Genomic DNA, 26,313 nt, shown 5'->3' with positions numbered 1-26,313 from the left:
ATTTGGAGCGGGAAACGAGACTCGAACTCGCGACCCCGACCTTGGCAAGGTCGTGCTCTACCAACTGAGCTATTCCCGCATCACCAAGTAACTTTGTTAATCACTTGATTTTGTTATCGTCTGGCAATCAGTGCTGCCGTTCGATGCGTTGCATTCTACTTACCTGACGCAATGAGTCAACGATATTTTTCACCACTGACGATCGTTTGCTGAAATTTGCGTCGAAACGATCACTGATCAAGCAAATCTCCACGTGCAGCGCTCAAATACTGGAACATTGACCACAAAGTCAGTATCGCGGCGACGAAGAAAAGTGCGATCCCAGCATACTCTACCCAGATATTTGGACGCCACAGCAGCCAGGCCAGTGCAGCCATTTGCGAAGTGGTTTTCACTTTACCGATCCAGGATACGGCTACGCTGCTGCGTTTACCCAGTTCGGCCATCCATTCACGCAGTGCAGAGATGATGATTTCACGCGCAATCATTGTTGCGGCAGGGAGCGTTACCCACCAGCTGTGGTAATGCTCTGTCACCAGGACCATCGCGATTGCCACCAGCACTTTATCAGCGACCGGATCGAGGAAGGCGCCAAAACGCGTGCTTTGGTTCCAGCGGCGCGCCAGAAAACCGTCAAACCAGTCAGTGACCGCTGCGATACAGAAGATCAGCGCACAAACAAAGGGAGCCCAGGTGAATGGCAGGTAAAAAGCCAATACAAAGAATGGGATCAGGATGACGCGAAACAGCGTGAGCAACGTAGGGATATTAAATTGCATATGACGGATAACTATCTGTTGTCAGTGAAATTACCCCTATGTTGCTACAGAGGGCCTAATGTTTCAACGAGTAGAAGATCTTTTCTGCCAGAGCTTGCGAAATACCCGGCACTTTTGCAATTTCTTCGATACTTGCGTTACGAAGGCCTTGCAAACCTCCCATATATTTCAACAAAATCTGGCGACGCTTTGGCCCGACACCTTCGATGGTCTCAAGCGTGCTGGTGCTTTTCACTTTCGCCCGCTTTTTACGATGCCCGCTAATCGCATGATCGTGAGATTCATCGCGGATATGCTGGATAACGTGCAATGCAGGCGAATCCGGCGGCAAGCTAAAGCCCTCACCTTCCGGCTCAAAGAACAGCGTTTCCAGGCCTGCTTTACGATCGGCCCCTTTTGCCACCCCCAGCAAGAGTGGGTGCTGTTTGTCCCAGGGAACATCCAGCTCAGCAAAAACGGCTTTCGCCTGCCCTAACTGACCCTTACCGCCGTCGATCAATATGACGTCCGGAATCTTACTTTCTTCAATCGCCTTACCATAACGCCGACGCAAAACCTGATTCATCGCCGCATAATCATCACCCGGCGTAATGCCGGTAATGTTGTAGCGGCGATACTCTGCGCGCAGCGGGCCATTGGCATCAAAGACCACGCAGGAAGCTACCGTCTGTTCACCCATCGTATGGCTGATGTCGAAGCATTCCATACGCTTCACCGCAGGTAACTTCAACACCGATGCCAGCGCCGTCAGACGTTGCGTAATCGTCGACTGCTGAGAAAGTTTTGTGGTGAGCGCCACTGCCGCGTTGGTCCGCGCCAGCTTGAGATAACGTGCGCGATCCCCTCGCGGTTTCGTCTGCACGTTAATCTTCCTGCCGGCCAGTTCAGACAGAGAGTCTGCCAGCAGGGTTTTATCGCTAAGATTAAAATCGAGCAGGATCTCCCCGGGTAAGGTACGCATCTGGCTCCCCTGCAGATAAAACTGCCCGACAAAGGTTTCGACGACCTCGCCGAGTTCCGTACCACCGGGTACTTTCGGGAAATAGCTGCGGCTGCCCAGCACTTTACCCTGGCGAATAAACAGAACGTGCACGCAGGCCATACCGGCGTCAAACGCCACGCCAATGACGTCCAGATCGTCTCCGGTATTAGAGACAAACTGTTTTTCTGTCACGCGGCGTACGGCCTGGATTTGGTCACGAATGCGCGCAGCCTCTTCAAATTCGAGATTTTGGCTGGCCTTTTCCATGCGGGCGATCAGCTGCGTTAATACCTGATCGTCTTTTCCGGACAGGAACAGACGAACATACTCGACCTGCTGAGCATACTCTTCCTCACTCACCAGACCCGCGACACACGGACCGAGACAGCGGCCAATCTGATATTGCAGACAAGGCCGAGAACGGTTGCGATAAACGCTGTTTTCGCACTGGCGGATAGGGAATATTTTCTGCAACAGCGCCAGCGTTTCACGCACCGCATAACCGTTAGGGAACGGTCCAAAGTACTCGCCTTTGGCATGCTTTGCCCCGCGATGCATCGCCAGGCGCGGGTGGGTATCGCCGCTAAGGAATATAAAAGGGTAGGATTTATCATCGCGCAGCAATACGTTATAGCGCGGCTGATACAGCTTGATGTAGTTGTGCTCAAGCAATAACGCTTCGGTTTCAGTGTGCGTCACCGTGACATCAATCTGCTGGATTTGCGTGACCAGCGCTTCGGTCTTGCGTGACGCAAGATTACTACGGAAGTAGCTGGAAAGCCTTTTTTTCAGGTCTTTCGCTTTCCCGACATAGATAACCGTCCCGGCGGTATCATACATACGATAGACGCCGGGCTGACTGGTCACGGTTTTCAGGAACGCTTTGGCATCAAACTGATCGGTCACTGGCTTGTTAATGTCTCCGCATTACACAGGCCATGGCGAATTGCCAGGTGAGTCAGCTCTACATCGCCGTGAATGTTTAATTTACTGAACATTCGATAGCGATAGCTGTTCACCGTTTTAGGACTAAGATTCAGCTGTTCTGAGATCTCATTGACCTTCTGACCTTTGGTGATCATCAGCATAATCTGCAACTCGCGTTCAGACAAACTGGCAAACGGGGTTTCCGTTTTCTCAGGCTCAATCTGGCTGAGCGCCATTTGCTGAGCGATATCGGAGGCAATATAACGCTGCCCGGAAAAAACCGAACGAATGGCACTCACTACTTCCTGGGGGGCGGCGCCTTTGCTGAGATACCCTGCGGCCCCTGCCTGCATAACTTTTGCAGGTAATGGGTTTTCGGTGTGTACCGTCAGCATGATCACTTTAATGTCTGCCGTGGAACGCGCAATTTTGCGGGTTGCTTCCAGACCGCCAATACCGGGCATATTCATATCCATCAGCACAACGTCAACGGAATTTGAGCGGCACCATTTTACCGCATCTTCACCGCAGCACGCTTCGCCGACAACTTTTATGCCTTTTATATCTTCCAGAATGCGTCGTATCCCTGCGCGCACCAGTTCGTGGTCATCAACAAGAAAAACGTTGATCAAAGGAATATCTCCAGAATAGGGATAACGCTACCGATAGTTAATCGGCCCTATGTTAACGGGTTTTATCTCAACTTTGAAATGTAAAAAACGCCCGACTTTCGATTTTGCTCTCGTTTTTGGAAATTAGATTGTACGACGAGTGGAAACTTTCAGTCCTGACAGCCTTCTGCCACGGTTATATCTGCATAGCTGTTTCAGAATAGTGACAAAAAATTCATATTCCCCCGCTGAATGCAAAATAGGCAGTCAAAGTTGTAACAATAATTAACGAGGAAAATACTCGAAATAAACAACATGTGGAGAAAATATATGCACTGCAACATGTTGTTTATTTTAATGTCCGCAACATTGGTCCGCGCAAAAAACAACCACAGATATTTTTAGCCTCGCTTATGGTATACTCCGCCGCCTTAAGATTTGACATCGCACTTTTTCATTGAAACATAACGAGGAAAATAAATGAGTACGCCTGACTTTTCCACTGCTGAGAATAACCAGGAACTGGCCAATGAAGTCACCTGCCTGAAAGCCATGTTAACGCTGATGCTGCAGGCAATGGGTCAAGCCGATGCAGGCCGCGTGATTCTTAAAATGGAAAAACAGCTCGCGCTGATTGAAGATCAATCACAGGCGGCGGTATTTTCCAACACGGTTAAGCAAATTAAACAAGCTTACCGCCAGTAAAAAGAAACCGGCTGATAGCAATGCTCTCAGCCGGTTTTGCGTCTGACACTCAGAACGATAATTTACTCAGATAAGCCCGGTTGCCGCGGCATAACAGGCTATCTGCGTTTTGTTTGGTGCATTGAATTTCTTTTGCATATTCTTCTGGTGGAAGTTTACGGTATTTTCAGAAATCGACAGAATGATGGCTATCTCTGAAGAGGTCTTCCCCTCCGCCGTCCATTTCAATATTTCCTTTTCCCGCTTGCTAAAGCGCATTTCTGGCGCCATAACCATGTCATCTTCCAGCCGCGTCAGTACAGACAGGCTTTCCCGTACCAGAAGCTGCATCCTGAGCTCCACTTCATCGCTCGCAAGGCGACTGTTACGGATACTTGCACGCGATACCGATAAAAAACCCAACGCCCGATTAGGCAACATTAAGCATTGCGTCATCCCTTTGCGTAAACCGTGATTGCGTGCGGCGTCCCACAAAGGTTGCGCATCGCGAAACAGAGTATCGTTCCAGGGTAAATGCCCCTGACTGAAGTTTTCAGGTTTCAGCACCGGATCAATGGCGAAATAATTTTCGGACTGATAATGCGCCACCCATGCTTTGGGATAGGTCGTATGAAGAGACGTTTTAGGTCGGGTAAAAGGTACCGGATGACGAACACAGAGCGCGTAAAAATCGAACTCTAAGTGCTGCGTCTGTTGTTGTAATTCCGTATAGACATCCTCTGCCGTCGCCATTTCCTGAAAGCGTAACAGCATGCTCCGTCGCCAGGTGAAGAAATCATGATCCTGCATACTAAGTGGTAATGCCCCTGAGATTGATAATCATCCAAACATATGAAACAAGCTAACACATAAATGTATTTTATATATGCAAATTATCGGACAAATGAAGAATTACTTGAGTATTACTCAACAGTGGAAGGAAGTAACAGATTCAAGCATTAATAATAAAGCAATAATTATAAATAGTTATGCGAACAGCACTCGCCAGAAACAATTCCGACGAGTGCTATATGCACTATTTATTGCATCAAAAACTTCTCAAGAAACTGACGGGTACGCGGCTGCTGCGGATGCGTGAATAAGGATTTTGCTGGTCCCTGCTCCACTATCCGTCCTTGATCCATAAATATCGCTCTATCGGCAACATCGCGAGCGAAGCTCATTTCATGCGTCACAATTACCATGGTGCGTTTTTCCTGCGCCAACTGGCGAATGGTATTCAGCACCTCGCCAACCAGTTCAGGGTCAAGCGCTGAGGTAGGTTCATCAAATAAAATAACCTCAGGTCGCATCGCCAGTGCCCGGGCAATCGCTACGCGCTGCTGCTGTCCGCCCGATAAACGCCGCGGATAGCTGGTTTCTTTGCCCGCCAACCCGACTTTCGCCAGCAATTCACGCGCACGAGCTGTCGCTTCAGCTTTTGGTTCACCTTTGACTATCACCGGCCCTTCAATAATGTTTTCCAGCACCGTCCGATGCGGGAACAAATTAAAGTTCTGGAACACAAAACCGACGTGCTGACGTAACTGACGAATCAGCCCTTTCTGCTGGGTCAACGAACGCGCGGTATCAATGGTAATCTCACCCACTTTAATAGTGCCCGCCTCCGGTTGCTCCAGCAAATTAATGCTACGCAGCAGCGTGGTTTTGCCCGATCCGCTCGGCCCGATAATCGCTACTACTTCACCAGGTTTGACGTCAAGATCGATCCCATGCAGCACCGTTTGCCCATGAAATTTTTTGACCAGGTTTCTGACTTCGATAGCACTCATTTCGGCTCTCTCTCCTGGCGGTTCAGTTGTTCTTCAAAATAGTTTTGCAGCGCAGAAAGCACCGTCGCCATCACCCAGTAAATCAACGAGGCCGCCAGATACATCGTAAAGACTTCCAACGTACGCGAGGTAATCAGCTGCGCCTGACGGAACAGTTCCGGTACCTGAATAGTGGCGGCCAAAGAGGTATCTTTCACCAGACTGATAAAGCTGTTGCTCAGCGGCGGCAACGCAACGCGCGCAGCCTGCGGCAGGATTGCCCGGCGCATGGTCTGCCAGCGCGTCATACCAATACTGGCGCCTGCCTCCCACTGCCCTTTATCGATGGAAGAGATTGCCGCACGCAGGGTTTCCGCAGCGTAGGCCGCCGTATTCAGCGACAAGCCAATCATCGCCGCCGGGATGGGATCAAGCTCAATACCAAACTGTGGCAGACCGTAATAGATCATGAACAGCTGGGCAATCAGCGGTGTTCCGCGAAAAATAGAGATATAAAAACGCGCCAGCCAGCGCACAGGCAACAGCGGCGACAAACGCATCAGCGCCAGGATAAACCCCAGCACGAGGCCAAAAAACATCCCGCCGATACTCAGTTGCAGCGTAAAAACCGCGCCTTTGAGCAGATACGGCAGAGAATCAATTACCAGTTGGATACTTTCATGCATTAGCGTTTTTCGACCTGGTTGTTACACGTGAGGATGGTAGGCAAACAGTGCAGGTGCCCCACCGGTATGAATAAAGAGGATTGGCCCTTCGTCTTTGAAGCGCTTCTGGCTGATGCCGTCAATCAGACCCGCCATCGCCTTACCGGTATACACCGGATCCAACAAAATGCCTTCCAGGCGCGCCAGCAGTTTTACCGCCTCCATGCCTTCTTCGTTTGGCGTACCGTAGCCCGGCGCAAAATAATCGTCCCATAACAGGATATCCGCCGAGGCCGTCAGTTCCAGTTCACGGGCAATATCCTGCTGCAACGTTACTACTTTGGGCTTTTGATCGGCGACGCTGCGCGAGACGGTCACGCCGATCAGCTCGACGTCTGGCATCAGTTGTTCCAGGCCTACGGCCAGCCCGGCGTGCGTTCCCGCGCTGCCCGATGCCACCACAACGGAAGAAAGCGCAACGGCCCCTTCACACTGCTGGGCAATTTCCAGCGCGCTTTCCACATAACCCAATGCGCCCAGTGTGTTGGAACCGCCAACGGGGATCACATACGGGCGGAAGCCCTGCGCTTCAATGCGCGTCGCCAGTTCCTGAAGTTGCGCATTAGGGTCGGTCAGCGCATCGCACATTTCGATTTGCGTATTAAACAGGTCCAGCAGCAGACGGTTGCCGTTGGTGAGATAGTTTTCCGCAGTAGTGCCAATCGGATTTTCCAGCAGTGCTACGCAGTGCAGCCCAAGCTTCGCCGCTACCGCCGCCGTCTGTCGAACATGGTTAGACTGGATGGCACCCGCGGTTATCAGCGTATCAGCGCCTTCACGCAGTGCGTCTGCGGCCAGGAATTCCAGCTTACGCAGCTTATTGCCACCCATGGCCATCGGCGTGACGTCATCGCGTTTGATGAAAATATCGCGCCCGAGATAGTCGGAGAAACGTGGAAGATATTCGAGCGGCGTTGGTGCGCCAATAAATTCCAGACGTGGAAAGCGCGTTAAGTTATGCAGCGGCATACAGCCTCCGGTATTCGTTGTTGTGATGTTCTTTTTATTATGCACGTTCAGGCGCAATGGAATAAAAAAAGGCGCTGTTAAAGGCGCCTTTTTTCATCGGATGCCGATTATTTCGTCACATCCGCTCCAAACCATTTTTCAGACAGGGCTTTCAGCGTACCGTCTTTCTGCATTTCAGCAATGGCCGCATCAACCGCTTTCAGCAGATCTTCATTGCCTTTGCGCAGCGCCACGCCGGACTCCTGGCGGGAGAATGCTTCACCGGTTACAGCCAGCGTATCCTTGGTTTTCTTGACCAGATCCAGCGCCGCCAGACGGTCAACCAGAATGGCGTCGATACGGCCTACACGCAGATCCTGGTATTTGGTCGGGTCATCATCATAGGTACGAATATCCACGCCCTGCACGTTCTGGCGTAGCCACTCTTCATAGTTGGTGCCCAGACCAACGCCGACTTTTTTACCTTTCAGATCGGCAGCGGTCTTAATAACGCCTTCATTACCTTTCTTCACCAGCGCCTGAATACCAGAAACCGTATACGGGGTAGAGAAATCGTATTTTTTCTTACGTTCGTCAGAGATGGTCACCTGGTTGATGACCACGTCAATGCGCTTGGAATCAAGAGAGGCCAGCATACCGTCCCACTTGGTCGGCTTCAGGTTAGCTTTCACCCCAAGGTGCTTGGCCAGTTCCTCAGCGAACTCCACTTCGAAACCGGTCAGCTTGCCGTCATCGCCCTGAAAACTAAACGGGGGATAGGTCCCTTCCAGGCCCACCAGCAGCGTGCCGCGCTCTTTAACTTTATTTAACAGACCTTCATCTGCATAAGTCTTTACGCTCATTCCGGCGACAAGTGCAACAGCCATTACACCCATCAGAGCCTGACGTCCCAGAAGTGCTAATTTCATAGTTACCCCGAATATTGTCATTAGTGACTGCTATTTATACACAAAATCATTCGAGTTGTATCAAGGCGGCAAGCGAGTGAATCCCCAGGAGCTTACTAAAGTAAGTGACTGGGGTGAATGAGCGCAGCCAACGCAGAGACAGCTTGAAGGATGACGTGTATATGACTGTAGTGTAGAGCGTTTGTCGTGATCCACAAACACGACTCTGTTACACCTTATTCGTTTTTAATATATATCAGAACTGGCTGTCCAGGAGGATTTCTGCATATGTCCCATATGGGTATGGGCTTTAAACTGCTCATACTTACGCAAGGCGATGCGGTAATTGTTGGTGCTGGTTTCCGGCAGCCACGGGGCAAGGTTTTCGTCGAGGAACCCTTCCTGCAGCAGGTCATGAGAGATATTTTGTTCGGTCAGGTGATTCCCGAGGCGACGCAGACGGACAACGTATTCACGTACCGTGCCGTGACTCATTTCGGTCTGCTCAAATAAAAACTGTTTAAAACCGATAATGTCGAAAAAGTCGCTCTGCTCTTTGCAATGCAAATCACCGCAAAAACGACACAGTGCCACCCACTCTTTTTTCTCCTGCTCCCACTCGACTTCATCCAACAAAGTGTCCAGACGGGCGATGGCGATTTTATTCACAATTTGCCCACGACGAACCAGCGTGATCCGGTCGAGCAACTTAAAGCAATGGGCGCAATGCGTCTGGCTGTGTTTGAAATCTTTGAGGTAGCGGCTTAGAGGCCGTCTTTTTGATTGCTGCACCGTCATGAGAACTCCTGGTAGTCAATTCGTAATGCGGCATTGTTCAGGGGTATGATGTACCCCTATAGCTTACCCAGCTTGGTGCGTAGACGTTTGATGGCCTGACTGTGCAACTGGCTGACCCGTGATTCCCCGACTTCCAGTACCGCGCCAATCTCTTTCAGATTCAGCTCTTCCTGGTAGTACAGCGTTAACACCAGCTTTTCGCGCTCCGGCAACGCCTCAATCGCGTCCATCACGCGCTGGCGGAGGTTACCCTCAAGAAGCTGTTGTAACGGGTTTTCCTGCTGATGTTCTTCCGTCACCAGCTCAATACTATCGCCATGCTCTTCCCGCCACTCGTCATAAGAGAAGAGTTGGCTGTTATTGGTATCGAGCAACATCTGACGATACTCTTGCACAGGAATAGCCAGACGCTCCGCCACTTCGGTTTCCGTCGCGTTGCGCCCTAATTCCTGCTCCAGTTGTCCCATCGCCTGTGCCACTTCGCGAGCATTGCGCCGAACGCTACGCGGCACCCAATCCCGGCTACGTAGTTCGTCCAGCATTGCTCCACGAATACGCTGCACTGCGTAAGTGGTAAATGCCGTTCCTTGCAAAGCGTCATATCGGTCAACGGCATTCAATAACCCGATGCCGCCCGCTTGTAGCAGGTCATCCAGTTCTACGCTCGCCGGCAAACGCACCTGAAGGCGCAATGCTTCGTGACGCACCAACGGTACATAACGCTGCCACAGCGAGTGTTTATCCATTACACCTTCAGCGGTATACAGTGAATTCACGATAAACAGCCCTGCGTTAAATGAGTTATCGGCATGATTATCCGTTTCTGCAGGGGGTTCTATCGGAGGAATAAGGCTATAAAAGAAGGGTTATTTCACTTATGTAGCTGATAGCGTTATTTCGCATAAGAAATAATCAAGCATAAATCAAATAGTTAGCTTGCGAGGGATGCGTTTTCAACGCATCCCCGTTAAAATTATGTCAAGAGATGAATCATCGACAGGTCATCCCCTGTGCGCACGGTCTCGATGTGCTTATGGAAGTTTTCATGCACGGTCGGATTATGCTGGCTTAGCGAATGGAAGCTATAGACGATATTGATAGCATCCTCCTTCTCCAGATACGTTCTCTCGTAGGCGCTCGCGGCAATCAGTATTTTGATAAAATAGTATTCGACACTTATCATATATAACGTACGAAGCGGGTCTACGTTCTTTTGATTGGGAAAGTTGTTTTCCCAAATTTTATACAAAATGAAATTTTTAAGATCGAATCCAGCCTCATCCTGTTGTTCGTAAACCTTCTGCCATGTAGCCTCAAGTTTAGCAACCCCTTCACCCACAGAGTGATTATCTTCCAGGGTCAATGTTCTCAAAAGACACTGGATATAATAGTTAAGTACACCATTGGCGCGGCTTACCGGCAGACTGCGGAAATAATCCTGAAGCAAGAGCACTAAATTGACTTTAACATTGTTGTCAGCAGAAAATTTCGACAACTCCTCTCGCATTTCACCTGACTGCATCTGAGTCATAATCGCGTGATAAATTTGCTCAACTTCAGCCAGCGCCACATTATCAATCTGATTAAACTTCTTAACGCATAAAGTAAGTTTAATAAGTGCATACAGCCCAACATTTACATCACGCCCTGCCTGTTCCACAAGGCTTAGACAGAAAAGATTAAGCAGCTTTTGCTGTTGCGAAAAGACCGATGCAGTAAAAGCATTTGGCACAATTTTACTGCTCTCATTCAGAACCATCGCATTGGGATCGGTCAGGACTAAACTCGCTACTTCCGGACACGACAGATGTAATGCTTTTCTTACATCGTTTTTGTAGATACGCTCACTACGCGGAAATGTTTTACATGTTGTACTTAATGCCTTCGCACCCAACGTTTTCTGTACCTGACACAGACTGTCCTCAGTCAGATAAGGGCAGTTCCCGCTATCTTCACTAAGTTTGATTAATCCCCAATTACCGATATCCTTTTTAAGGAGAATAATATTTTCCTTAGCGATTTTTCTGATACGATCATCTTTACTGGAAATATATTTTTTCACCGTTGACCTATCCAGGGTTATACGCCATGTTTTACAGCAATGATCGCGACATTGCGTTCCAGAGCATTGGAAGGCCTTAACAAAAGCCGGTTCGGTAACGGTAATTTCTTGCATTATTCAAACTCCAGTATAGAAAAAGGCAGCTCTCGCTGCCTTTATTGGCTCTGACTACTAGGTAATCCAATCGATGGATTAACGCAGTAAAGAGAGTACGTTTTGCGTGGTCTGGTTAGCCTGTGCCAGAACGGAAGTACCCGCCTGCTGCAGGATCTGTGCACGAGACATATTAGACACTTCGGTCGCGTAGTCGGAATCTTCGATACGGCTACGAGCTGAAGACAGGTTGTTAACTGTGTTACCCAAGTTTGTGATTGCGGATTCAAAACGGTTTTGAACAGCACCCAACTGGCTACGGAATGCATCAACTTTATTTAAGGCATCATCAATTTTAGATAACGGATCAATATCAGATTTCACAGTCACAGCCGTAGTTCCGGCTTTAACTTTACCGTCAGTATCAAAAGTCGCGGCCTTAAATGTTGAAGTGCCATCATTTGCTAGTGTACGAACGGCATAAGCGTCTTTACCATCACTATCTTTGTACTTAACTAATGATTCATTGCCTTTTAGATCGCTCGTATCAATCTTCACATCGCGATTTAACGTTGCAACCGCCGTAGGGTTTACAGCAGTTACTTCCTTACTTGAGTCAAAACTAATCGCACCAGTAGCAGCATCAACGTTAGCATCATAAAACTTAGGAGTACCAGTTGTAGTGTCATCTTGGATAAAGTACTTACCACTTTTATCCTGAGTTAAGCTTAATTTATCAGCAGCTGGCTTAGTGCCTGTTGAGCCATCAGTAAACTTAGCCGAGTCAACAGTTGTTCCAACTTTTAAAGTTGACTTATCACTAATGGTACTTGCAACCCCTTTGGATACATCAAGTTTATCCAGTCCCAATTCAGTTTTATCAATTTTTTGCAGATCGATGGTAATAGTCTCACCATCATTTGCACCTACCTGAATAGTTAATTGACCATCTTGGCTTAATACTTTTTTACCGTTGAAGTCAGTCTGCTCTGCAACACGGTTGACTTCATTCAAACGCTGATCGATTTCATCTTGAATAGATTTCAGGTCGGAATCTGAGTTAGAACCGTTCGCCGCTTGCACAGACAGTTCACGCACACGCTGCAGATTGTTGTTTATTTCATTCAGCGCGCCTTCAGTGGTCTGCGCGATAGAAATACCGTCGTTGGCGTTACGGGACGCCTGAGTCAGGCCTTTGATATTAGAGGTGAAACGGTTGGCAATCGCCTGACCAGCAGCATCGTCTTTCGCGCTGTTGATACGCAGACCAGAGGACAGACGCTCGATAGCAGAGCCCAGAGCGGACTGAGATTTGTTCAGGTTGTTTTGGGTCAACAGCGACAGGCTGTTTGTATTGATGACTTGTGCCATGATCTTTTCCTTATCAATTACAACTCGATGTTATTGGGCTGTTGCCCACGGTTTCTGACCGTAACCCATGTATCGGCACCTTAAATTCGAACTTTAGAAAATTTTTACTTTTCGCCCTCTTTTTTCTTAGCCCGCGAAATACCCTCTATATGCCCCACTATTCTGCGCATTATTTTCACCAAACTATCATTAAACTTTGCGCGCAAATTGCCGATAACCCGCATAACAATTGTTTGCAATCACAAGGAATCGGGCATGGCTTCATTTACATCATTAGGCGTAGGCTCAGGCTTACCACTGGACACGTTGCTAAACAACCTGACTATTGCTGAGAAAAAACGTTTAAATCCAATTACTCAGCAACAGACCGACAATACCGCCCGCCTGACGGCCTACGGTACGCTTAAGAGTGCGCTGGAAAAATTCCAGACGGCCAATACCGCGTTAAATAAACCGGAGCTGTTCAGAAGCAGTAATGTCACCAGCAGTACCGAAGATCTGAAAATCACCACGGAAGCCGGTGCGGCACCGGGTATTTATACCATCAGCGTCACGCAACTGGCACAGGCGCAATCTCTGAGTACCAAATCAGTTGCTTCAAACAAAGAGGCTCTGGGTGATGGTTCTGGTACTCGTACAATTAAAATTGAACAGCCGGGTCGGAAAGAGCCACTGGAGATTAAACTCTCGCAAGATAAGACCACGCTGGATGATATCAGCAAGGCAATTAACGATACCGACAGCGGTATCTCTGCCAGTATCGTCAAGGTGAAAGACGGCGAGTTTAAACTGGTACTGACCGCCGCTGAAGGTATGGACAGTAAGATGACTATCTCCGTTGACGGCGACAGTAAGCTGAACGATCTGCTGGCCTACGACAGTAAGACCGGTACTGGAAAAATGACCGAGCTGGTTCAGGCCCAAAACTCCAAGCTCACGATGAACGGTATCGATATTGAACGTCAAAGCAACAAAGTCACCGATGCGCCGCAGGGCGTCACGCTGGAGTTGACCAAGAAAGTCACTGATGCGCGCGTGACCGTGACCAAAAGCAATGACAAAGCGACAGAAGCAATTAAAGGCTGGGTTGATGCTTATAACTCGCTGATTGATACCTTCAATACGCTGACCAAGTATAAAGCGGTTGATGCCGGGGCTGAAGGTCAGGATAAAGATAACGGCGCGCTGGTCGGTGATAGCGTGGTGCGTACCATTCAGACCGGTATTCGCGCGCAGTTTGCCAACTCTGGTACTGAAGGTGCCTTTAAGACCCTGAATGAAATCGGCATCAAACAAGATGGCAAAACCGGCAAGATGTCCATCGATGATACCAAACTGAAAAAAGCGCTGGACGAAAATACCGCCTCTGTTCGTGAACTGCTGGCGGGCGACGGCAAGGAAACTGGCATCACCACCAAAATTGCCGCTGAAGTGAAAAGTTATCTGGCTGATGACGGCATTATCGATAATGCGCAAGACACCATTAACGCCACGTTGAAAAAACTGACCAAACAGTATCTGTCAGTTAGCGCCAGCATTGATGACATGGTTGCGCGCTATACGGCGCAGTTTACCCAGCTCGATAGCATGATGAGCAAGCTGAATAACACCAGTACCTATCTGGGCCAACAATTTACAGCGATGAATAAATCCTGATAACACGAGGTAAGTATGTATACCGCGAGCGGTACCAAAGCCTATGCACAGGTCAGCGTGGAAAGCGCCGTGATGAGCGCCAGCCCACATCAGCTGATCGAAATGTTGTTTGATGGTGCGAACAGCGCCCTGGTGCGCGCTCGCCTGTTTATGCAACAGGACGATATCGTCGCCAAAGGCGAGGCGTTAAGTAAAGCCATTAATATTATCGACAATGGTCTGAAAGCAGGTCTGGATCAGGAAAATGGCGGTGAAATCGCCACCAACCTGTCTGCGCTCTATGACTATATGATTCGCCGTTTACTGCAAGCCAACTTGCGTAATGATTGTCAAGCCATTGAAGAAGTCGAAGGGTTGCTCGGCAACATTGCGGAAGCCTGGAAACAGATCTCACCGAAAGCGTCGTCCCAGGAGTCTCGTTAATGACCTCAGCCGTGGAGTTTATCAACCGTTGGCAGCGCATCGCGCTACTCAGTCACTCGCTGCTGGAACTGGCGCAGCGTGGTGAATGGGACCTTTTACTGGAACAGGAAGTTACCTATCTGCAAAGTATTGAAGTGGTCATGGAAGAGCAAACTCCACCGGGCATTACGCGAAGTATTCAGGACTTAGTGGCCGGGTATATTAAGCAAACGCTGGATAACGAACAATTACTCAAAACGTTGTTGCAGCAGCGACTGGATGAGCTCAGCAACCTCATCGGCCAGTCGACACGCCAAAAGACGCTGAATAACGCCTATGGTCGTCTTTCCGGCATGCTGCTGGTACCCGACGCCCCCACCTCGCCACAATAATTTCCCGTCTCGTCTGAATTATCTTCCATACTCCAGAGGTCGGCCAAACGACTTCTGGAGCACGGAAGATGAAAAATCCCACGTTATTGCAGTACTTCCACTGGTATTACCCTGATGGCGGTCAACTCTGGCCTGAGCTTGCCGAACGCGCAGGCGGACTCAATGATATCGGCATCAATATGGTATGGCTGCCCCCCGCCTATAAAGGCGCGTCCGGCGGCTATTCCGTTGGCTATGATTCCTACGATCTGTTTGACCTGGGCGAATTCGACCAAAAGGGAACCGTCGCCACCAAATACGGCGATAAAAACCAGCTGCTGGCGGCGATTGACGCACTTAAGCACAATGATATTGCCGTACTGCTGGACGTGGTGGTTAACCACAAAATGGGCGCTGATGAGAAAGAAAAGATCCGCGTCCAGCGCGTTAACGCCGAAGATCGCACGCAAATAGATGATGAGATTATCGAATGTGAGGGCTGGACGCGCTATACCTTCCCTGCCCGCGCAGGCCAGTACTCGCAATTCATTTGGGACTTTAAATGCTTCAGCGGCATTGACCATATCGAGAACCCAACCGAAGACGGGATTTTTAAAATCGTTAACGATTACACCGGAGAAGGCTGGAACGATCAGGTCGATGATGAGTTGGGTAATTTTGATTATCTGATGGGCGAAAACATTGATTTTCGCAATCACGCGGTGACTGAGGAGCTCAAATACTGGGCGCGTTGGGTAATGGAGCAAACCCAGTGTGACGGTTTTCGTTTAGATGCGGTGAAACATATTCCGGCATGGTTTTACAAAGAGTGGATTGAGCACGTGCAGGAGGTTGCACCCAAGCCGCTGTTTATTGTGGCGGAATACTGGTCCCATGAAGTCGATAAGTTGCAAACCTACATAAATCAGGTGGAGGGGAAAACCATGCTATTCGACGCCCCTTTGCAGATGAAATTCCATGAAGCCTCCCGTCAGGGCCGCGATTACGACATGAGCCAGATTTTCACCGACACGTTAGTGGAGGCAGATCCGTTTCATGCCGTCACGCTGGTGGCCAATCACGACACCCAACCCTTGCAGGCACTCGAAGCCCCTGTCGAACCGTGGTTTAAGCCGCTGGCCTATGCACTGATCCTGTTGCGCGAAAACGGCGTGCCGTCGGTATTTTACCCTGACCTCTACGGAGCGCATTACGAAGACACCGGCGGCGATGGCGAAATCTATCCTATCGACATGCCGATCATTGAACAGCTTGATGAACTGATCCTCGCACGCCAGCGCTTCGCGCATGGGGTACAGACGCTCTTTTTTGACCACCCTAACTGTATCGCTTTTAGCCGCAGCGGTACGGATGAGGATCCCGGCTGTGTGGTGGTGCTGTCTAACGGCGATGACGGAGAAAAGACCATCAATCTCGGCGCCAATTATGGCAATAAAACCTGGCGGGACTATCTGGGAAATCGTGAAGAAAGCGTGATCACCGATGAAAACGGCGAAGCGACGTTTTTCTGTAACGGCGGGAGCGTCAGCGTGTGGGTGATTGAAGACGTGTTGTAAAGCTCAACCCCGGTGACCGATGGTTACCGGGGCGTACGGCTTATGGCAGCGGTGTTGCCAGCGGCGTTTTCTTTAACGCGTCAGCACATTCCTGCGTCGGGCGATCCACCCGCTGCAGCGTCATACCGTCATATTCCAGCGTATTGCCTTCGCGCTCGATCTCGTACAGCTCGCGTTTCACCGTCACGTTGGTGAGATCGCCAGAGAGCATCGTCAGTTTCCCTGGCAGCGCGATCACCCGCTGCCACTGGCGACAATCCAGCGTATCGCCCTCTTTCGTTATCACCAGGCTGGCAATCGCTTCCGGACTCACCAGACTGCGTTGCGGACCTTTTGACTGCCAGTATCCTTCCAGACCGGCTGGCGCTGGCGTTTTCACCACGTCGTTATAATTTTCTACTTCGGCGCATCCGGTAAGCGCCAGAAATACACCAACGATTGCTAATTTTTTCATCATTCATCCTGCATGCGAAGAAAATGGGATTGTGGCATTAAAGGCCTGATGTCGCCAGCCTTTCGGCAGCGTTGAGAAAGATTGATCCAGACGGTGTTACCTCTTATTACTCATAGTCAAAAATTCTGAACGGTGTAGTATCCACACTTCTTGTTACATACCTTCTGAGTTCAGAGGCACAACGCATGTCATGGCAACACTTCAAACAGGCCTGGTTAATTAAATTTTGGGCCCCCGCCCCTGCGGTCATCGCAGCGGGTATTCTCTCCACTTATTATTTCGGCATTACGGGAACCTTCTGGGCCGTTACCGGTGAATTCACCCGCTGGGGTGGTCAAATCCTGCAACTGTTTGGTGTGCACGCCGAAGAGTGGGGATACTACAAGCTGATCCATCTCGAAGGCTCGCCCCTGACCCGCATCGACGGCATGATGATCCTCGGTATGTTCGGCGGCTGTTTTGCTGCCGCACTGTGGGCCAACAACGTCAAGTTACGCATGCCGCGCAGTCGGGTGCGCATTATGCAGGCGATAGTCGGCGGGGCAATCGCCGGATTCGGCGCACGGCTGGCAATGGGCTGTAACCTGGCCGCATTCTTCACCGGCATTCCGCAGTTCTCGCTACACGCCTGGTTTTTTGCGCTGGCCACAGCTATTGGCTCATGGTTTGGTGCACGCTTTACCCTGCTGCCGATGTTTCGTATTCCGGTCAAAATGCAGAAAGTCTCCGCCGCTTCGCCGTTGACGCAAAAGCCGGATCAGGCCCGTCGCCGTTTCCGCCTGGGCATGCTGGTGTTTATCGGCATGATCGGCTGGGCGCTACTCACGGCGATGGATAAACCCAAGCTCGGTCTGGCGATGCTGTTCGGCGTTGGGTTCGGACTGCTGATTGAACGGGCGCAAATCTGCTTCACCTCCGCCTTCCGCGACCTGTGGATTTCCGGTCGCACCCATATGGCAAAAGCGATCATCTTCGGGATGGCGGTCAGCGCCATAGGTATCTTTAGCTACGTGCAACTGGGCGTCGAGCCTAAAATCATGTGGGCGGGTCCGAATGCGGTGATTGGCGGCTTGCTGTTCGGCTTTGGCATCGTTTTAGCGGGCGGATGTGAAACCGGCTGGATGTATCGCGCCGTCGAAGGCCAGGTGCATTACTGGTGGGTTGGTCTGGGCAACGTTATTGGCTCGACCATTCTGGCCTACTACTGGGATGATTTTGCTCCCGCGCTTGCCACCAACTGGGACAAAGTGAATCTGCTCAACACCTTCGGTCCGCTCGGCGGTCTGCTGGTGACCTATCTGCTGTTGTTTTCCGCGCTGATGCTCATTATCGGCTGGGAAAAACGTTTCTTCCGTCGTGCAGGGCTGACGCCTGCCAAGGAGTCTGTATGAAAAATATCGTGCCTGATTATCGCCTCGATATGGTCGGCGAACCGTGTCCATATCCGGCTGTAGCCACGCTGGAAGCGATGCCGCAATTGAAGAAAGGTGAAATTCTGGAAGTGGTGAGCGATTGCCCGCAGTCAATCAACAATATTCCACTGGATGCGCGTAATCACGGCTATACGGTGCTGGATATTCAGCAGGATGGTCCAACGATCCGCTATTTGATTCAGAAGTAACTGGTTGCCGGATGGCACTGCGCTTATCCGGCAAACATTCCCAGCATGTTGTCCCTACACCTGCATCGACATCACTTCCTGATACGCCGACACCAGTTTGTTACGCACCTGAATACCCATCTGCATCGATATCGACGCCTTTTGCATATCGGTCATCACATCATTTAACGCAATACCCGGCTCACCCAGGGTAAATTTCTCCGCCTGCGTACGGGACGCGGTTTGCACATCGCTGATTCTGTCTAACGCCGCATGCAGTTGTCCGGCAAAACTCACGGTCGGTTGTGGCTGCATATCCTGCATTTTTGCTGACAGCGCCGTGGCCTGTAACTGGCTGATGACCCCTTCAATCCCCTGTATTGCCGACATTCTGATCCCCTGGATGATTTTTTACGTAGCTGAGATTACCAGTTAGTCAATAAGATAAAGGCGTTAAATAACGATAAAAAACCACGGTTTTTAACGCATAGAAAAATTCGAAACCGCAAATAATGAGACCGTCAATTTTTCGAGTTTGCTGACCCGGGAGTGAGTCTTGTTCCACTTTGCAAAAAACGCCGTCCACGATAAGCCACGAGGTGCGAGATGAGTGCGACAGCATCGACTGCAACCCAGCTTAAACCTCTCGAGTGGTTAAACCGCCTGCGCGCGAATCCCAGAATTCCTTTGATTGTGGCGGGAGCCGCTGCCGTCGCTATCATCGTGGCGATGGTCCTGTGGGCCAAAGCGCCTGACTATCGCACGCTGTTCAGCAATCTTTCCGATCAGGATGGTGGCGCGATTGTCACCCAACTGACGCAGATGAACGTTCCCTATCGTTTTACTGAGGGAAGCGGTGCTATAGAAGTTCCTGCCGATAAAGTCCACGAACTGCGCTTACGTCTGGCGCAGCAAGGCCTGCCGAAAGGCGGCGCCGTTGGTTTTGAACTGCTGGATCAGGAAAAGTTTGGTATCAGCCAGTTTAGCGAGCAGGTCAACTACCAGCGTGCGCTGGAAGGTGAATTAGCCCGGACCATTGAAACGCTGGGACCGGTAAAACGCGCCCGCGTGCATCTGGCAATGCCGAAACCGTCGCTGTTTGTGCGTGAGCAAAAAGCGCCTTCAGCCTCCGTGACCGTGAATCTTGAACCAGGCCGTGCACTGGATGAAGGTCAGATCAGTGCAGTTACGCATCTGGTTTCCAGCGCTGTCGCCGGGTTACCGCCGGGCAACGTTACGCTGGTCGACCAGGCGGGTCATCTGTTAACTCAGTCAAACACCAGCAGCCGCGATCTTAACGATGCGCAGTTGAAATACGCCAGCGATGTCGAAGGCCGCGTTCAACGTCGTATCGAATCGATCCTGTCGCCGATTGTCGGCAACGGTAACGTACATGCGCAGGTCACCGCGCAGCTGGATTTTGCTAATAAAGAGCAAACCGAAGAACAGTACCGTCCAAACGGTGATGATTCCCAGGCCGTGCTGCGTTCACGCCAGTTAAACGTCAGCGAGCAGATCGGAAGCGGAGCGCCAGGCGGCGTACCGGGCGCATTGTCTAATCAGCCAGCACCGGCGAATACCGCGCCAATCGCCAACCCTCCAGCTAATCAGCAAAATGCGCAAACCACGCAGACGGCAAATAACAGCAATAATGCCGGTCCACGCAGTACGCAGCGCAATGAAACCAGCAACTATGAAGTCGACCGTACCATTCGCCACACCAAAATGAACGTCGGGGATGTGCAGCGTCTCTCGGTGGCTGTGGTGGTCAACTATAAAACGTTGCCGGACGGCAAACCACTGCCGTTAACCGCCGATCAGATGAAACAGATTGAGGACCTGACCCGCGAAGCGATGGGCTTCTCCGACAAACGTGGCGATACCCTGAACGTGGTGAACTCTCCGTTCACGGCGACCGACGATTCCATTGGCGAGCTGCCGTTCTGGAAACAGCCGTTCTTTATTGATCAGTTGATGACCGCAGGCCGTTGGTTGCTGGTTCTGCTTGTTGCCTGGATCCTGTGGCGCAAAGCTGTTCGCCCGCAGTTGGTTCGCCGCAGCGAAGAAGCAAAAGCGGTACAAGAACAAACGCGGATCCGTCAGGAAACCGAAGAAGCGGTAGAAGTTCGCCTCAGCAAAGACGAGCAGACCCAGCAGCGTCGTACGAATCAGCGTCTGGGTGCAGAAGTGATGAGCCAGCGTATTCGTGAAATGTCAGATAACGATCCGCGCGTCGTGGCGCTGGTCATTCGCCAGTGGATGAGTAACGATCATGAGTAATGCCCTTACCGGTACCGATAAAAGCGTCATCCTGCTGATGACCATTGGCGAAGATCGCGCGGCAGAGGTGTTTAAACACCTTTCCACGCGCGAAGTTCAGGCGCTGAGTACAGCGATGGCGAACGTACGCCAGATCTCCAACAAACAGTTGACGGACGTGCTGGCCGAGTTTGAGCAAGAAGCAGAACAGTTTGCCGCGCTGAATATCAACGCCAACGAATATCTGCGCTCGGTGCTGGTGAAAGCGCTGGGCGAGGAACGCGCCTCCAGCCTGCTGGAAGATATTCTGGAAACCCGCGATACCACCAGCGGTATTGAAACGCTCAACTTTATGGAGCCGCAAAGCGCCGCCGACCTTATCCGCGACGAGCATCCGCAGATTATCGCCACCATTCTGGTGCACCTCAAACGGGGCCAGGCCGCCGATATTCTGGCGCTGTTCGACGAGCGTTTACGTCACGACGTGATGCTGCGTATTGCTACCTTCGGCGGCGTGCAGCCTGCCGCACTGGCAGAACTGACCGAGGTACTGAACGGTCTGCTCGATGGCCAGAACCTCAAGCGCAGCAAAATGGGCGGCGTGAGAACGGCGGCAGAAATTATCAACCTGATGAAAACCCAGCAGGAAGAAGCGGTTATCACCGCCGTACGCGAGTTCGACGGCGAACTGGCGCAGAAAATTATCGACGAGATGTTCCTGTTCGAAAACCTGGTGGACGTCGACGATCGCAGTATCCAGCGCCTGCTGCAGGAAGTGGATTCCGAATCGCTGCTGATTGCGCTGAAAGGTGCCGAACAGCCGCTACGCGAGAAGTTCCTGCGCAACATGTCGCAACGTGCTGCCGATATTCTGCGCGACGACCTTGCCAACCGCGGTCCGGTGCGCTTGTCGCAGGTGGAAAACGAACAGAAAGCGATTCTGCTTATTGTGCGTCGTCTGGCGGAAACCGGCGAGATGGTGATCGGCAGCGGCGAGGATACCTATGTCTAACGAACTGCCGTGGAAAGTCTGGACTCCGGACGATCTCGCCCCACCGATGGCAGAGTTCGTGCTGGCCGACCACAGCGAAACGCCGCTGTCCGAAGAGACGGAAGAACCCGAGCTTTCGGCAGAGCAACAGCTTGAACAACAGCTCGCACAGCTGCAAATGCAGGCCCATGAGCAAGGGTATAACGCGGGGCTGGCGGAAGGTCGACAAAAGGGTCATGAACAAGGCTATCAGGATGGTCTGAGCCAGGGGCTGGAGCAAGGCCAGAACCAGGCGCGTGCGCAGCATGCGCCGATTCATGCCCGTATGCAGCAGCTGGTGAGCGAGTTTCAGAATACGCTGGACGCACTGGACAGCGTCATTGCCTCGCGCCTGATGCAAATGGCGCTGGAAGCTGCGCGTCAGGTGATTGGTCAGACGCCTATCGTGGATAACGCTGCGCTGATTAAGCAGATCCAACAGTTATTACAACAGGAACCGCTGTTTAGCGGTAAGCCACAGCTACGCGTACATCCGGACGATCTCCAGCGTGTGGAGGAGATGCTCGGTGCCACTCTCAGCCTGCACGGCTGGCGGCTGCGCGGCGATCCCACGCTGCATCACGGCGGTTGTAAAGTCTCAGCCGACGAAGGCGATCTGGATGCCAGCGTCGCCACACGCTGGCAAGAACTCTGCCGTCTGGCAGCGCCGGGAGTCGTGTAATGACCACTCGCCTGACTCGCTGGCTCAATACGCTGGACAACTTCGAAGAGAAAATGTCGCTGCTGCCTGCGGTGCGTCGTTACGGTCGCCTGACCCGCGCCACCGGGCTGGTGCTGGAAGCCACGGGGTTACAGCTGCCGCTGGGTGCCACCTGCGTCATTGAACGCCAGGATGGCAACGAAACCCAGGAAGTTGAAAGCGAAGTCGTAGGCTTTAACGGTCAACGTCTGTTTCTGATGCCGCTCGAAGAGGTCGAAGGCGTTCTGCCCGGCGCACGCGTATACGCGAAGAACATTGCAGGAGAAGGTCTGCAAAGCGGGAAGCAATTACCGCTTGGCCCTGCTCTGCTGGGGCGTGTGCTGGACGGCAGCGGCAAACCGCTCGACGGACTGCCCGCCCCGGATACCACCGAAACCGGCGCGCTGATTACACCACCGTTTAACCCGCTGCAACGTACCGCAATTGAACACGTCCTGGATACTGGCGTACGCCCCATCAACGCGTTGTTAACCGTTGGTCGCGGCCAGCGTATGGGGCTTTTCGCAGGTTCCGGCGTCGGTAAAAGTGTCCTGCTCGGCATGATGGCGCGCTATACCCAGGCCGACGTCATCGTCGTGGGCCTGATTGGCGAGCGTGGCCGTGAAGTTAAAGATTTTATTGAAAATATTCTCGGCGCTGACGGTCGCGCACGCTCGGTAGTGATTGCTGCTCCGGCGGACGTTTCGCCGCTGTTACGTATGCAAGGCGCGGCCTACGCCACGCGCATCGCCGAAGATTTCCGCGATCGTGGACAGCACGTATTGCTGATTATGGATTCCCTCACCCGCTATGCGATGGCGCAACGTGAGATAGCCCTGGCAATAGGCGAGCCACCGGCAACCAAAGGTTATCCACCGTCAGTATTCGCCAAATTACCGGCGCTGGTTGAACGTGCCGGAAACGGTATTCACGGAGGCGGTTCAGTCACCGCGTTTTATACGGTACTGACCGAGGGTGACGACCAGCAGGACCCGATTGCCGATTCCGCGCGCGCGATTCTTGACGGCCACATTGTGCTGTCTCGTCATCTTGCCGAGGCGGGTCACTATCCGGCCATCGATATTGAAGCCTCGATCAGCCGCGCCATGACCGCGCTCATTAGTGAAAAACACTACGCACGGGTGCGCAACTTTAAACAGTTGCTGTCCAGCTTCCAGCGTAACCGCGATCTGGTTAGCGTGGGGGCGTATGCCAAAGGCAGCGATCCAATGCTGGATAAAGCCATCGCCTTATGGCCACAGCTGGAAGCGTTTTTACAGCAAGGCATCTTTGAACGGGCTGACTGGGAAGATTCTCTACAAGCTTTAGAACTGATTTTCCCTGGTGTGTGATTAAGCAGGAGAGCATAGGTCATGGCACAACATGGTGCGTTAGCAACACTGAAAGACCTGGCTGAAAAAGAGGTAGATGACGCCGCTGTCTTATTAGGAGAGATGCGTCGTGGCTGTCAGCAGGCGGAAGAACAGTTAAAAATGCTGATCGATTATCAGCATGAGTATCGCAACAATCTGAATACCGATATGGGCCAGGGTATTACCAGCAATCGCTGGATTAACTACCAGCAATTCATTCAGACGCTGGAAAAAGCGATTGAACAACACCGCCAACAGCTCAATCAGTGGACGCAAAAAGTGGACATGGCTTTGAACAGTTGGCGCGACAAAAAACAACGATTACAGGCGTGGCAGACGTTGCAGGACAGACAAACCTCGGCGGCGTTACTAGCCGAAAACCGTCTGGATCAGAAAAAAATGGATGAATTTGCTCAGCGCGCAGCTATGAGGAAACCCGAATGATTACTTTACCCCAACTGATTACCACCGACACCGACGTAGCCGCAGGTCTTCAGTCAGGCAAAGCGGTAGATTCACCCGAGGATTTTTTAGCGCTGCTGGCTGGCGCATTAGGTGCGGGCGACGCGCAGGGTAAAGACGTTCCGCTGTCGCTTGCCGACTTACAGGCGGCCAGCAGTAAGCTGCAAAAAGGGTTACTGCAAAAAAATGGCGATGCCGCACAGTCGGTCAAATTAACCGATCTGTTGGCGCAACAGGAGCAACAAACCGAGGCTTCTCTTGCCGACATGACAGACGCTCAGCAACTGTTGTCCGCTCTCACACCTTCACTGAAAGCTAATGCCCTGACGACGCTGGGCAAAGTTGCTCAGCAGGACGAAAAAAACACTACGCTGAGTGATGACGATCTCGCCAACCTGAGTGCGTTGTTCGCCATGCTGCCAGGACAACCGCTGGCTACGCCTGCCGTCGACAGCGCACCAGCCCCGGTTGATGCCACGCTTTCGGTGTTGTCACGTGGCGCGGTACACGGCGCGACGACTGATAACGCAGACGCATTGCTGCCGGGTGATGCCAAAAAAGGCAAAGCGGATGTCACAATTGCTGGCGGTGGTGCTAATCAGGCAAACAATCCAACACTAACCCCGCTGACGGCGGCGGCGAACGCCAGAGCTGAAATCGACAGCACCCCGTCACCGACCAGCATTGGCATGACTGCGGCCCCGCTAAGTGGTCCACAAACACACGCACAACCGTTACCGACGGCCGCGCCAGTGTTAAGCGCTCCGTTAGGTAGCCATGAATGGCAGCAATCGCTGAGCCAGCACGTCACATTGTTTACGCGCCAGGGCCAGCAAAGCGCAGAGCTGCGTCTGCATCCGCAGGACCTGGGTCAGGTACATATTTCTCTCAAGCTGGACGACAACCTCGCACAGTTGCAAATGGTATCACCGCACAGTCACGTGCGCGCCGCACTGGAAGCCGCATTACCGATGCTGCGTACGCAGTTGGCTGAAAGCGGCATTCAACTGGGGCAAAGCAACATCAGCAGTGAAAGCTTCGCCGGACAACAGCAGTCTTCCGGGCAGCAACAGCAGGCTGGTCGCGCTCAAGGACAAGACATTTTTGCCGCTGAAGATGACGCAATACTGGCAACCCCAGCCTCGCTGCAAGCCGCTGCCCGCGGCGATGGCGCAGTAGACATCTTCGCCTAACGCCAGAGGTAGCATGATTATCCGCGTCTTTTCCACGCTTTGTCGTGGACAGGACACGGGATAATCAGCCCATAAGCTGTACCGAAACAGGAAGCCCGTATCTGATGACTGACTCCGCGATTAACAAAAAAAGTAAACGCGCTATTTGGATCCCTCTGCTGGTATTAATTACCCTCGCCGCCTGCGCAACTGCGGGTTATAGCTACTGGCGCATGCAGCAGCAGCCGTCCGCCAGCGTCAAAGCGGAACCGGCTCCACCGCCAGCACCGGTGTTCTTTGCGCTGGATACCTTTACCGTCAATCTGGGTGATGCAGACCGTGTACTGTATATCGGTATCACGCTGCGCATGAAAGATGAGGCGACACGTTCACGTCTTAACGAATATCTGCCGGAAGTGCGCAGCCGCTTGCTGCTGCTGTTCTCTCGTCAGAATGCAGCCACACTCGCCACCGAGGAAGGTAAGCAACAGCTGATTACCGCCATCAAAGAGACGCTGGCGACTCCGCTCGTTGTTGGACAGCCGAAACAGGTTGTCACCGACGTTCTTTATACAGCTTTTATTCTGCGGTAAAGAC

Annotated in this window: 29 protein-coding genes and 1 tRNA gene; 15 read left to right on the top strand and 15 right to left on the bottom strand. The window is 51.7% G+C overall.

The window, feature by feature from the left end; translation table 11 throughout:
- Positions 1 to 3: 3 nt before the first annotated feature.
- From OGY17_RS19350 to uvrY, 4 genes are all read right to left on the bottom strand, one after another.
- Positions 4 to 79: transfer RNA gene (locus tag OGY17_RS19350), tRNA-Gly, on the bottom strand.
- Positions 80 to 230: 151 nt separating this feature from the next.
- The gene (pgsA, locus tag OGY17_RS19345; RefSeq protein WP_003030490.1) at positions 231 to 779 is read right to left on the bottom strand and encodes a CDP-diacylglycerol--glycerol-3-phosphate 3-phosphatidyltransferase; all 549 of its coding nucleotides are present in this window, start codon (positions 777 to 779) and stop codon (positions 231 to 233) included.
- A gap of 55 nt (positions 780 to 834) precedes the next feature.
- Positions 835 to 2,667: an excinuclease ABC subunit UvrC gene (uvrC, locus tag OGY17_RS19340; RefSeq protein WP_286608077.1), complete on the bottom strand. Its 1,833-nt coding sequence runs from the start codon at positions 2,665 to 2,667 to the stop codon at positions 835 to 837.
- Positions 2,664 to 3,320 (bottom strand): UvrY/SirA/GacA family response regulator transcription factor, encoded by a 657-nt coding sequence (uvrY, locus tag OGY17_RS19335; RefSeq protein ID WP_003834023.1) that lies wholly within the window; start codon positions 3,318 to 3,320, stop codon positions 2,664 to 2,666. Before uvrY ends, uvrC begins: the two co-directional genes overlap by 4 nt.
- A gap of 296 nt (positions 3,321 to 3,616) precedes the next feature.
- Between uvrY and OGY17_RS23365 the strand changes: the two genes are divergently transcribed.
- On the top strand, positions 3,617 to 3,760 hold the full coding sequence (locus OGY17_RS23365; RefSeq protein ID WP_445082762.1) for a hypothetical protein: 144 nt from the start codon (positions 3,617 to 3,619) through the stop codon (positions 3,758 to 3,760).
- A gap of 19 nt (positions 3,761 to 3,779) precedes the next feature.
- Positions 3,780 to 4,004, top strand: coding sequence for a DUF2594 family protein (locus OGY17_RS19330; protein WP_003030482.1), 225 nt, complete (start codon positions 3,780 to 3,782; stop codon positions 4,002 to 4,004).
- 66 nt (positions 4,005 to 4,070) lie between these two features.
- On the opposite strand, the gene sdiA is transcribed toward OGY17_RS19330, so the two are convergent.
- From sdiA to OGY17_RS19285, 9 genes are all read right to left on the bottom strand, one after another.
- The gene (gene sdiA / locus OGY17_RS19325; protein WP_008785095.1) at positions 4,071 to 4,793 is read right to left on the bottom strand and encodes a quorum-sensing transcriptional regulator SdiA; all 723 of its coding nucleotides are present in this window, start codon (positions 4,791 to 4,793) and stop codon (positions 4,071 to 4,073) included.
- Positions 4,794 to 5,023: 230 nt separating this feature from the next.
- Positions 5,024 to 5,776, bottom strand: a complete 753-nt coding sequence (gene tcyN / locus OGY17_RS19320) for an L-cystine ABC transporter ATP-binding protein TcyN (RefSeq protein WP_003030477.1) — start codon at positions 5,774 to 5,776, stop codon at positions 5,024 to 5,026.
- Positions 5,773 to 6,441 carry a cystine ABC transporter permease gene (gene tcyL / locus OGY17_RS19315; protein WP_003030474.1) on the bottom strand — a complete coding sequence of 223 codons (669 nt, stop codon included), beginning with the start codon at positions 6,439 to 6,441 and terminating at the stop codon, positions 5,773 to 5,775. The genes tcyN and tcyL overlap by 4 nt, the downstream gene beginning before the upstream one ends.
- A gap of 21 nt (positions 6,442 to 6,462) precedes the next feature.
- Entirely contained in the window at positions 6,463 to 7,449 is a 987-nt protein-coding gene (dcyD, locus tag OGY17_RS19310) for a D-cysteine desulfhydrase (RefSeq protein WP_267458561.1), read from the bottom strand.
- A gap of 107 nt (positions 7,450 to 7,556) precedes the next feature.
- Positions 7,557 to 8,357, bottom strand: a complete 801-nt coding sequence (gene tcyJ / locus OGY17_RS19305) for a cystine ABC transporter substrate-binding protein (RefSeq protein WP_003030469.1) — start codon at positions 8,355 to 8,357, stop codon at positions 7,557 to 7,559.
- 225 nt (positions 8,358 to 8,582) lie between these two features.
- The gene (fliZ, locus tag OGY17_RS19300; protein ID WP_032943824.1) at positions 8,583 to 9,134 is read right to left on the bottom strand and encodes a flagella biosynthesis regulatory protein FliZ; all 552 of its coding nucleotides are present in this window, start codon (positions 9,132 to 9,134) and stop codon (positions 8,583 to 8,585) included.
- A 56-nt stretch (positions 9,135 to 9,190) separates the two neighbouring features.
- Positions 9,191 to 9,910 (bottom strand): RNA polymerase sigma factor FliA, encoded by a 720-nt coding sequence (fliA, locus tag OGY17_RS19295; RefSeq protein ID WP_016153479.1) that lies wholly within the window; start codon positions 9,908 to 9,910, stop codon positions 9,191 to 9,193.
- A gap of 197 nt (positions 9,911 to 10,107) precedes the next feature.
- A complete protein-coding gene (fliB, locus tag OGY17_RS19290; protein WP_286608074.1) occupies positions 10,108 to 11,310 on the bottom strand; it encodes a flagellin lysine-N-methylase in 1,203 nt (400 codons plus the stop codon).
- A gap of 78 nt (positions 11,311 to 11,388) precedes the next feature.
- On the bottom strand, positions 11,389 to 12,660 hold the full coding sequence (locus OGY17_RS19285; RefSeq protein WP_286608072.1) for a FliC/FljB family flagellin: 1,272 nt from the start codon (positions 12,658 to 12,660) through the stop codon (positions 11,389 to 11,391).
- A gap of 255 nt (positions 12,661 to 12,915) precedes the next feature.
- On the opposite strand from OGY17_RS19285, the gene fliD reads away from it, so the two are divergent.
- The 4 genes from fliD to amyA all read left to right on the top strand — a co-directional run bounded on the left by fliD (position 12,916) and on the right by amyA (position 16,666).
- Positions 12,916 to 14,316 carry a flagellar filament capping protein FliD gene (gene fliD, locus OGY17_RS19280; RefSeq protein WP_286608070.1) on the top strand — a complete coding sequence of 467 codons (1,401 nt, stop codon included), beginning with the start codon at positions 12,916 to 12,918 and terminating at the stop codon, positions 14,314 to 14,316.
- Between the two features lie 15 nt (positions 14,317 to 14,331).
- On the top strand, positions 14,332 to 14,739 hold the full coding sequence (gene fliS / locus OGY17_RS19275) for a flagellar export chaperone FliS (RefSeq protein WP_286608069.1): 408 nt from the start codon (positions 14,332 to 14,334) through the stop codon (positions 14,737 to 14,739).
- Positions 14,739 to 15,110, top strand: a complete 372-nt coding sequence (gene fliT, locus OGY17_RS19270) for a flagella biosynthesis regulatory protein FliT (protein WP_008785101.1) — start codon at positions 14,739 to 14,741, stop codon at positions 15,108 to 15,110. Before fliS ends, fliT begins: the two co-directional genes overlap by 1 nt.
- 68 nt (positions 15,111 to 15,178) lie before the next feature.
- Positions 15,179 to 16,666, top strand: a complete 1,488-nt coding sequence (gene amyA / locus OGY17_RS19265) for an alpha-amylase (protein ID WP_286608068.1) — start codon at positions 15,179 to 15,181, stop codon at positions 16,664 to 16,666.
- 40 nt (positions 16,667 to 16,706) lie between these two features.
- Here the strand turns inward: amyA and yedD are convergent, their stop codons facing one another.
- The gene (yedD, locus tag OGY17_RS19260) at positions 16,707 to 17,120 is read right to left on the bottom strand and encodes a lipoprotein YedD (RefSeq protein WP_003030454.1); all 414 of its coding nucleotides are present in this window, start codon (positions 17,118 to 17,120) and stop codon (positions 16,707 to 16,709) included.
- Between the two features lie 185 nt (positions 17,121 to 17,305).
- Here yedD and yedE point away from each other — a divergent pair, with 185 nt between their 5' ends.
- Positions 17,306 to 18,511 carry a selenium metabolism membrane protein YedE/FdhT gene (yedE, locus tag OGY17_RS19255; protein ID WP_204558138.1) on the top strand — a complete coding sequence of 402 codons (1,206 nt, stop codon included), beginning with the start codon at positions 17,306 to 17,308 and terminating at the stop codon, positions 18,509 to 18,511.
- On the top strand, positions 18,508 to 18,741 hold the full coding sequence (gene yedF, locus OGY17_RS19250) for a sulfurtransferase-like selenium metabolism protein YedF (RefSeq protein ID WP_000790504.1): 234 nt from the start codon (positions 18,508 to 18,510) through the stop codon (positions 18,739 to 18,741). The genes yedE and yedF overlap by 4 nt, the downstream gene beginning before the upstream one ends.
- Before the next feature lie 54 nt (positions 18,742 to 18,795).
- Here yedF and fliE read toward each other — a convergent pair whose 3' ends face one another.
- Entirely contained in the window at positions 18,796 to 19,110 is a 315-nt protein-coding gene (gene fliE / locus OGY17_RS19245; RefSeq protein ID WP_204558141.1) for a flagellar hook-basal body complex protein FliE, read from the bottom strand.
- A 216-nt stretch (positions 19,111 to 19,326) separates the two neighbouring features.
- On the opposite strand from fliE, the gene fliF reads away from it, so the two are divergent.
- The 7 genes from fliF to fliL all read left to right on the top strand — a co-directional run bounded on the left by fliF (position 19,327) and on the right by fliL (position 26,309).
- Positions 19,327 to 21,000 carry a flagellar basal-body MS-ring/collar protein FliF gene (gene fliF / locus OGY17_RS19240; protein ID WP_071445475.1) on the top strand — a complete coding sequence of 558 codons (1,674 nt, stop codon included), beginning with the start codon at positions 19,327 to 19,329 and terminating at the stop codon, positions 20,998 to 21,000.
- Positions 20,993 to 21,991, top strand: coding sequence for a flagellar motor switch protein FliG (gene fliG, locus OGY17_RS19235; protein ID WP_032943832.1), 999 nt, complete (start codon positions 20,993 to 20,995; stop codon positions 21,989 to 21,991). The genes fliF and fliG overlap by 8 nt, the downstream gene beginning before the upstream one ends.
- Positions 21,984 to 22,691 (top strand): flagellar assembly protein FliH, encoded by a 708-nt coding sequence (fliH, locus tag OGY17_RS19230; protein WP_198802511.1) that lies wholly within the window; start codon positions 21,984 to 21,986, stop codon positions 22,689 to 22,691. Before fliG ends, fliH begins: the two co-directional genes overlap by 8 nt.
- Positions 22,691 to 24,061: a flagellar protein export ATPase FliI gene (fliI, locus tag OGY17_RS19225; RefSeq protein WP_003030440.1), complete on the top strand. Its 1,371-nt coding sequence runs from the start codon at positions 22,691 to 22,693 to the stop codon at positions 24,059 to 24,061. Before fliH ends, fliI begins: the two co-directional genes overlap by 1 nt.
- A 21-nt stretch (positions 24,062 to 24,082) precedes the next feature.
- A complete protein-coding gene (gene fliJ / locus OGY17_RS19220) occupies positions 24,083 to 24,526 on the top strand; it encodes a flagellar export protein FliJ (protein WP_003834052.1) in 444 nt (147 codons plus the stop codon).
- Positions 24,523 to 25,737: a flagellar hook length control protein FliK gene (gene fliK, locus OGY17_RS19215; protein ID WP_286608066.1), complete on the top strand. Its 1,215-nt coding sequence runs from the start codon at positions 24,523 to 24,525 to the stop codon at positions 25,735 to 25,737. The genes fliJ and fliK overlap by 4 nt, the downstream gene beginning before the upstream one ends.
- A 104-nt stretch (positions 25,738 to 25,841) precedes the next feature.
- The gene (gene fliL, locus OGY17_RS19210; RefSeq protein WP_003030435.1) at positions 25,842 to 26,309 is read left to right on the top strand and encodes a flagellar basal body-associated protein FliL; all 468 of its coding nucleotides are present in this window, start codon (positions 25,842 to 25,844) and stop codon (positions 26,307 to 26,309) included.
- Positions 26,310 to 26,313: the final 4 nt, after the last annotated feature.

The sequence above is a fragment of the Citrobacter sp. Cpo126 genome, assembly GCF_030332445.1.
GTDB lineage: Bacteria > Pseudomonadota > Gammaproteobacteria > Enterobacterales > Enterobacteriaceae > Citrobacter > Citrobacter portucalensis.
Note: the sequence above shows the minus strand (reverse complement) of the source record. Positions and strands in the feature narration are given on the sequence as shown.

Bases quoted from the DNA above. Each gene is read 5' to 3' on its own strand.
- pgsA (WP_003030490.1), bottom strand. From the start codon at position 779: ATGCAATTTAATATCCCTACGTTGCTCACGCTGTTTCGCGTCATCCTG.
- OGY17_RS19330 (WP_003030482.1), top strand. From the start codon at position 3,780: ATGAGTACGCCTGACTTTTCCACTGCTGAGAATAACCAGGAACTGGCC.
- sdiA (WP_008785095.1), bottom strand. From the start codon at position 4,793: ATGCAGGATCATGATTTCTTCACCTGGCGACGGAGCATGCTGTTACGC.
- tcyN (WP_003030477.1), bottom strand. From the start codon at position 5,776: ATGAGTGCTATCGAAGTCAGAAACCTGGTCAAAAAATTTCATGGGCAA.
- tcyL (WP_003030474.1), bottom strand. From the start codon at position 6,441: ATGCATGAAAGTATCCAACTGGTAATTGATTCTCTGCCGTATCTGCTC.
- dcyD (WP_267458561.1), bottom strand. From the start codon at position 7,449: ATGCCGCTGCATAACTTAACGCGCTTTCCACGTCTGGAATTTATTGGC.
- tcyJ (WP_003030469.1), bottom strand. From the start codon at position 8,357: ATGAAATTAGCACTTCTGGGACGTCAGGCTCTGATGGGTGTAATGGCT.
- fliZ (WP_032943824.1), bottom strand. From the start codon at position 9,134: ATGACGGTGCAGCAATCAAAAAGACGGCCTCTAAGCCGCTACCTCAAA.
- fliB (WP_286608074.1), bottom strand. From the start codon at position 11,310: ATGCAAGAAATTACCGTTACCGAACCGGCTTTTGTTAAGGCCTTCCAA.
- OGY17_RS19285 (WP_286608072.1), bottom strand. From the start codon at position 12,660: ATGGCACAAGTCATCAATACAAACAGCCTGTCGCTGTTGACCCAAAAC.
- fliD (WP_286608070.1), top strand. From the start codon at position 12,916: ATGGCTTCATTTACATCATTAGGCGTAGGCTCAGGCTTACCACTGGAC.
- fliS (WP_286608069.1), top strand. From the start codon at position 14,332: ATGTATACCGCGAGCGGTACCAAAGCCTATGCACAGGTCAGCGTGGAA.
- fliT (WP_008785101.1), top strand. From the start codon at position 14,739: ATGACCTCAGCCGTGGAGTTTATCAACCGTTGGCAGCGCATCGCGCTA.
- amyA (WP_286608068.1), top strand. From the start codon at position 15,179: ATGAAAAATCCCACGTTATTGCAGTACTTCCACTGGTATTACCCTGAT.
- yedD (WP_003030454.1), bottom strand. From the start codon at position 17,120: ATGAAAAAATTAGCAATCGTTGGTGTATTTCTGGCGCTTACCGGATGC.
- yedE (WP_204558138.1), top strand. From the start codon at position 17,306: ATGTCATGGCAACACTTCAAACAGGCCTGGTTAATTAAATTTTGGGCC.
- yedF (WP_000790504.1), top strand. From the start codon at position 18,508: ATGAAAAATATCGTGCCTGATTATCGCCTCGATATGGTCGGCGAACCG.
- fliE (WP_204558141.1), bottom strand. From the start codon at position 19,110: ATGTCGGCAATACAGGGGATTGAAGGGGTCATCAGCCAGTTACAGGCC.
- fliF (WP_071445475.1), top strand. From the start codon at position 19,327: ATGAGTGCGACAGCATCGACTGCAACCCAGCTTAAACCTCTCGAGTGG.
- fliG (WP_032943832.1), top strand. From the start codon at position 20,993: ATGAGTAATGCCCTTACCGGTACCGATAAAAGCGTCATCCTGCTGATG.
- fliH (WP_198802511.1), top strand. From the start codon at position 21,984: ATGTCTAACGAACTGCCGTGGAAAGTCTGGACTCCGGACGATCTCGCC.
- fliI (WP_003030440.1), top strand. From the start codon at position 22,691: ATGACCACTCGCCTGACTCGCTGGCTCAATACGCTGGACAACTTCGAA.
- fliJ (WP_003834052.1), top strand. From the start codon at position 24,083: ATGGCACAACATGGTGCGTTAGCAACACTGAAAGACCTGGCTGAAAAA.
- fliK (WP_286608066.1), top strand. From the start codon at position 24,523: ATGATTACTTTACCCCAACTGATTACCACCGACACCGACGTAGCCGCA.
- fliL (WP_003030435.1), top strand. From the start codon at position 25,842: ATGACTGACTCCGCGATTAACAAAAAAAGTAAACGCGCTATTTGGATC.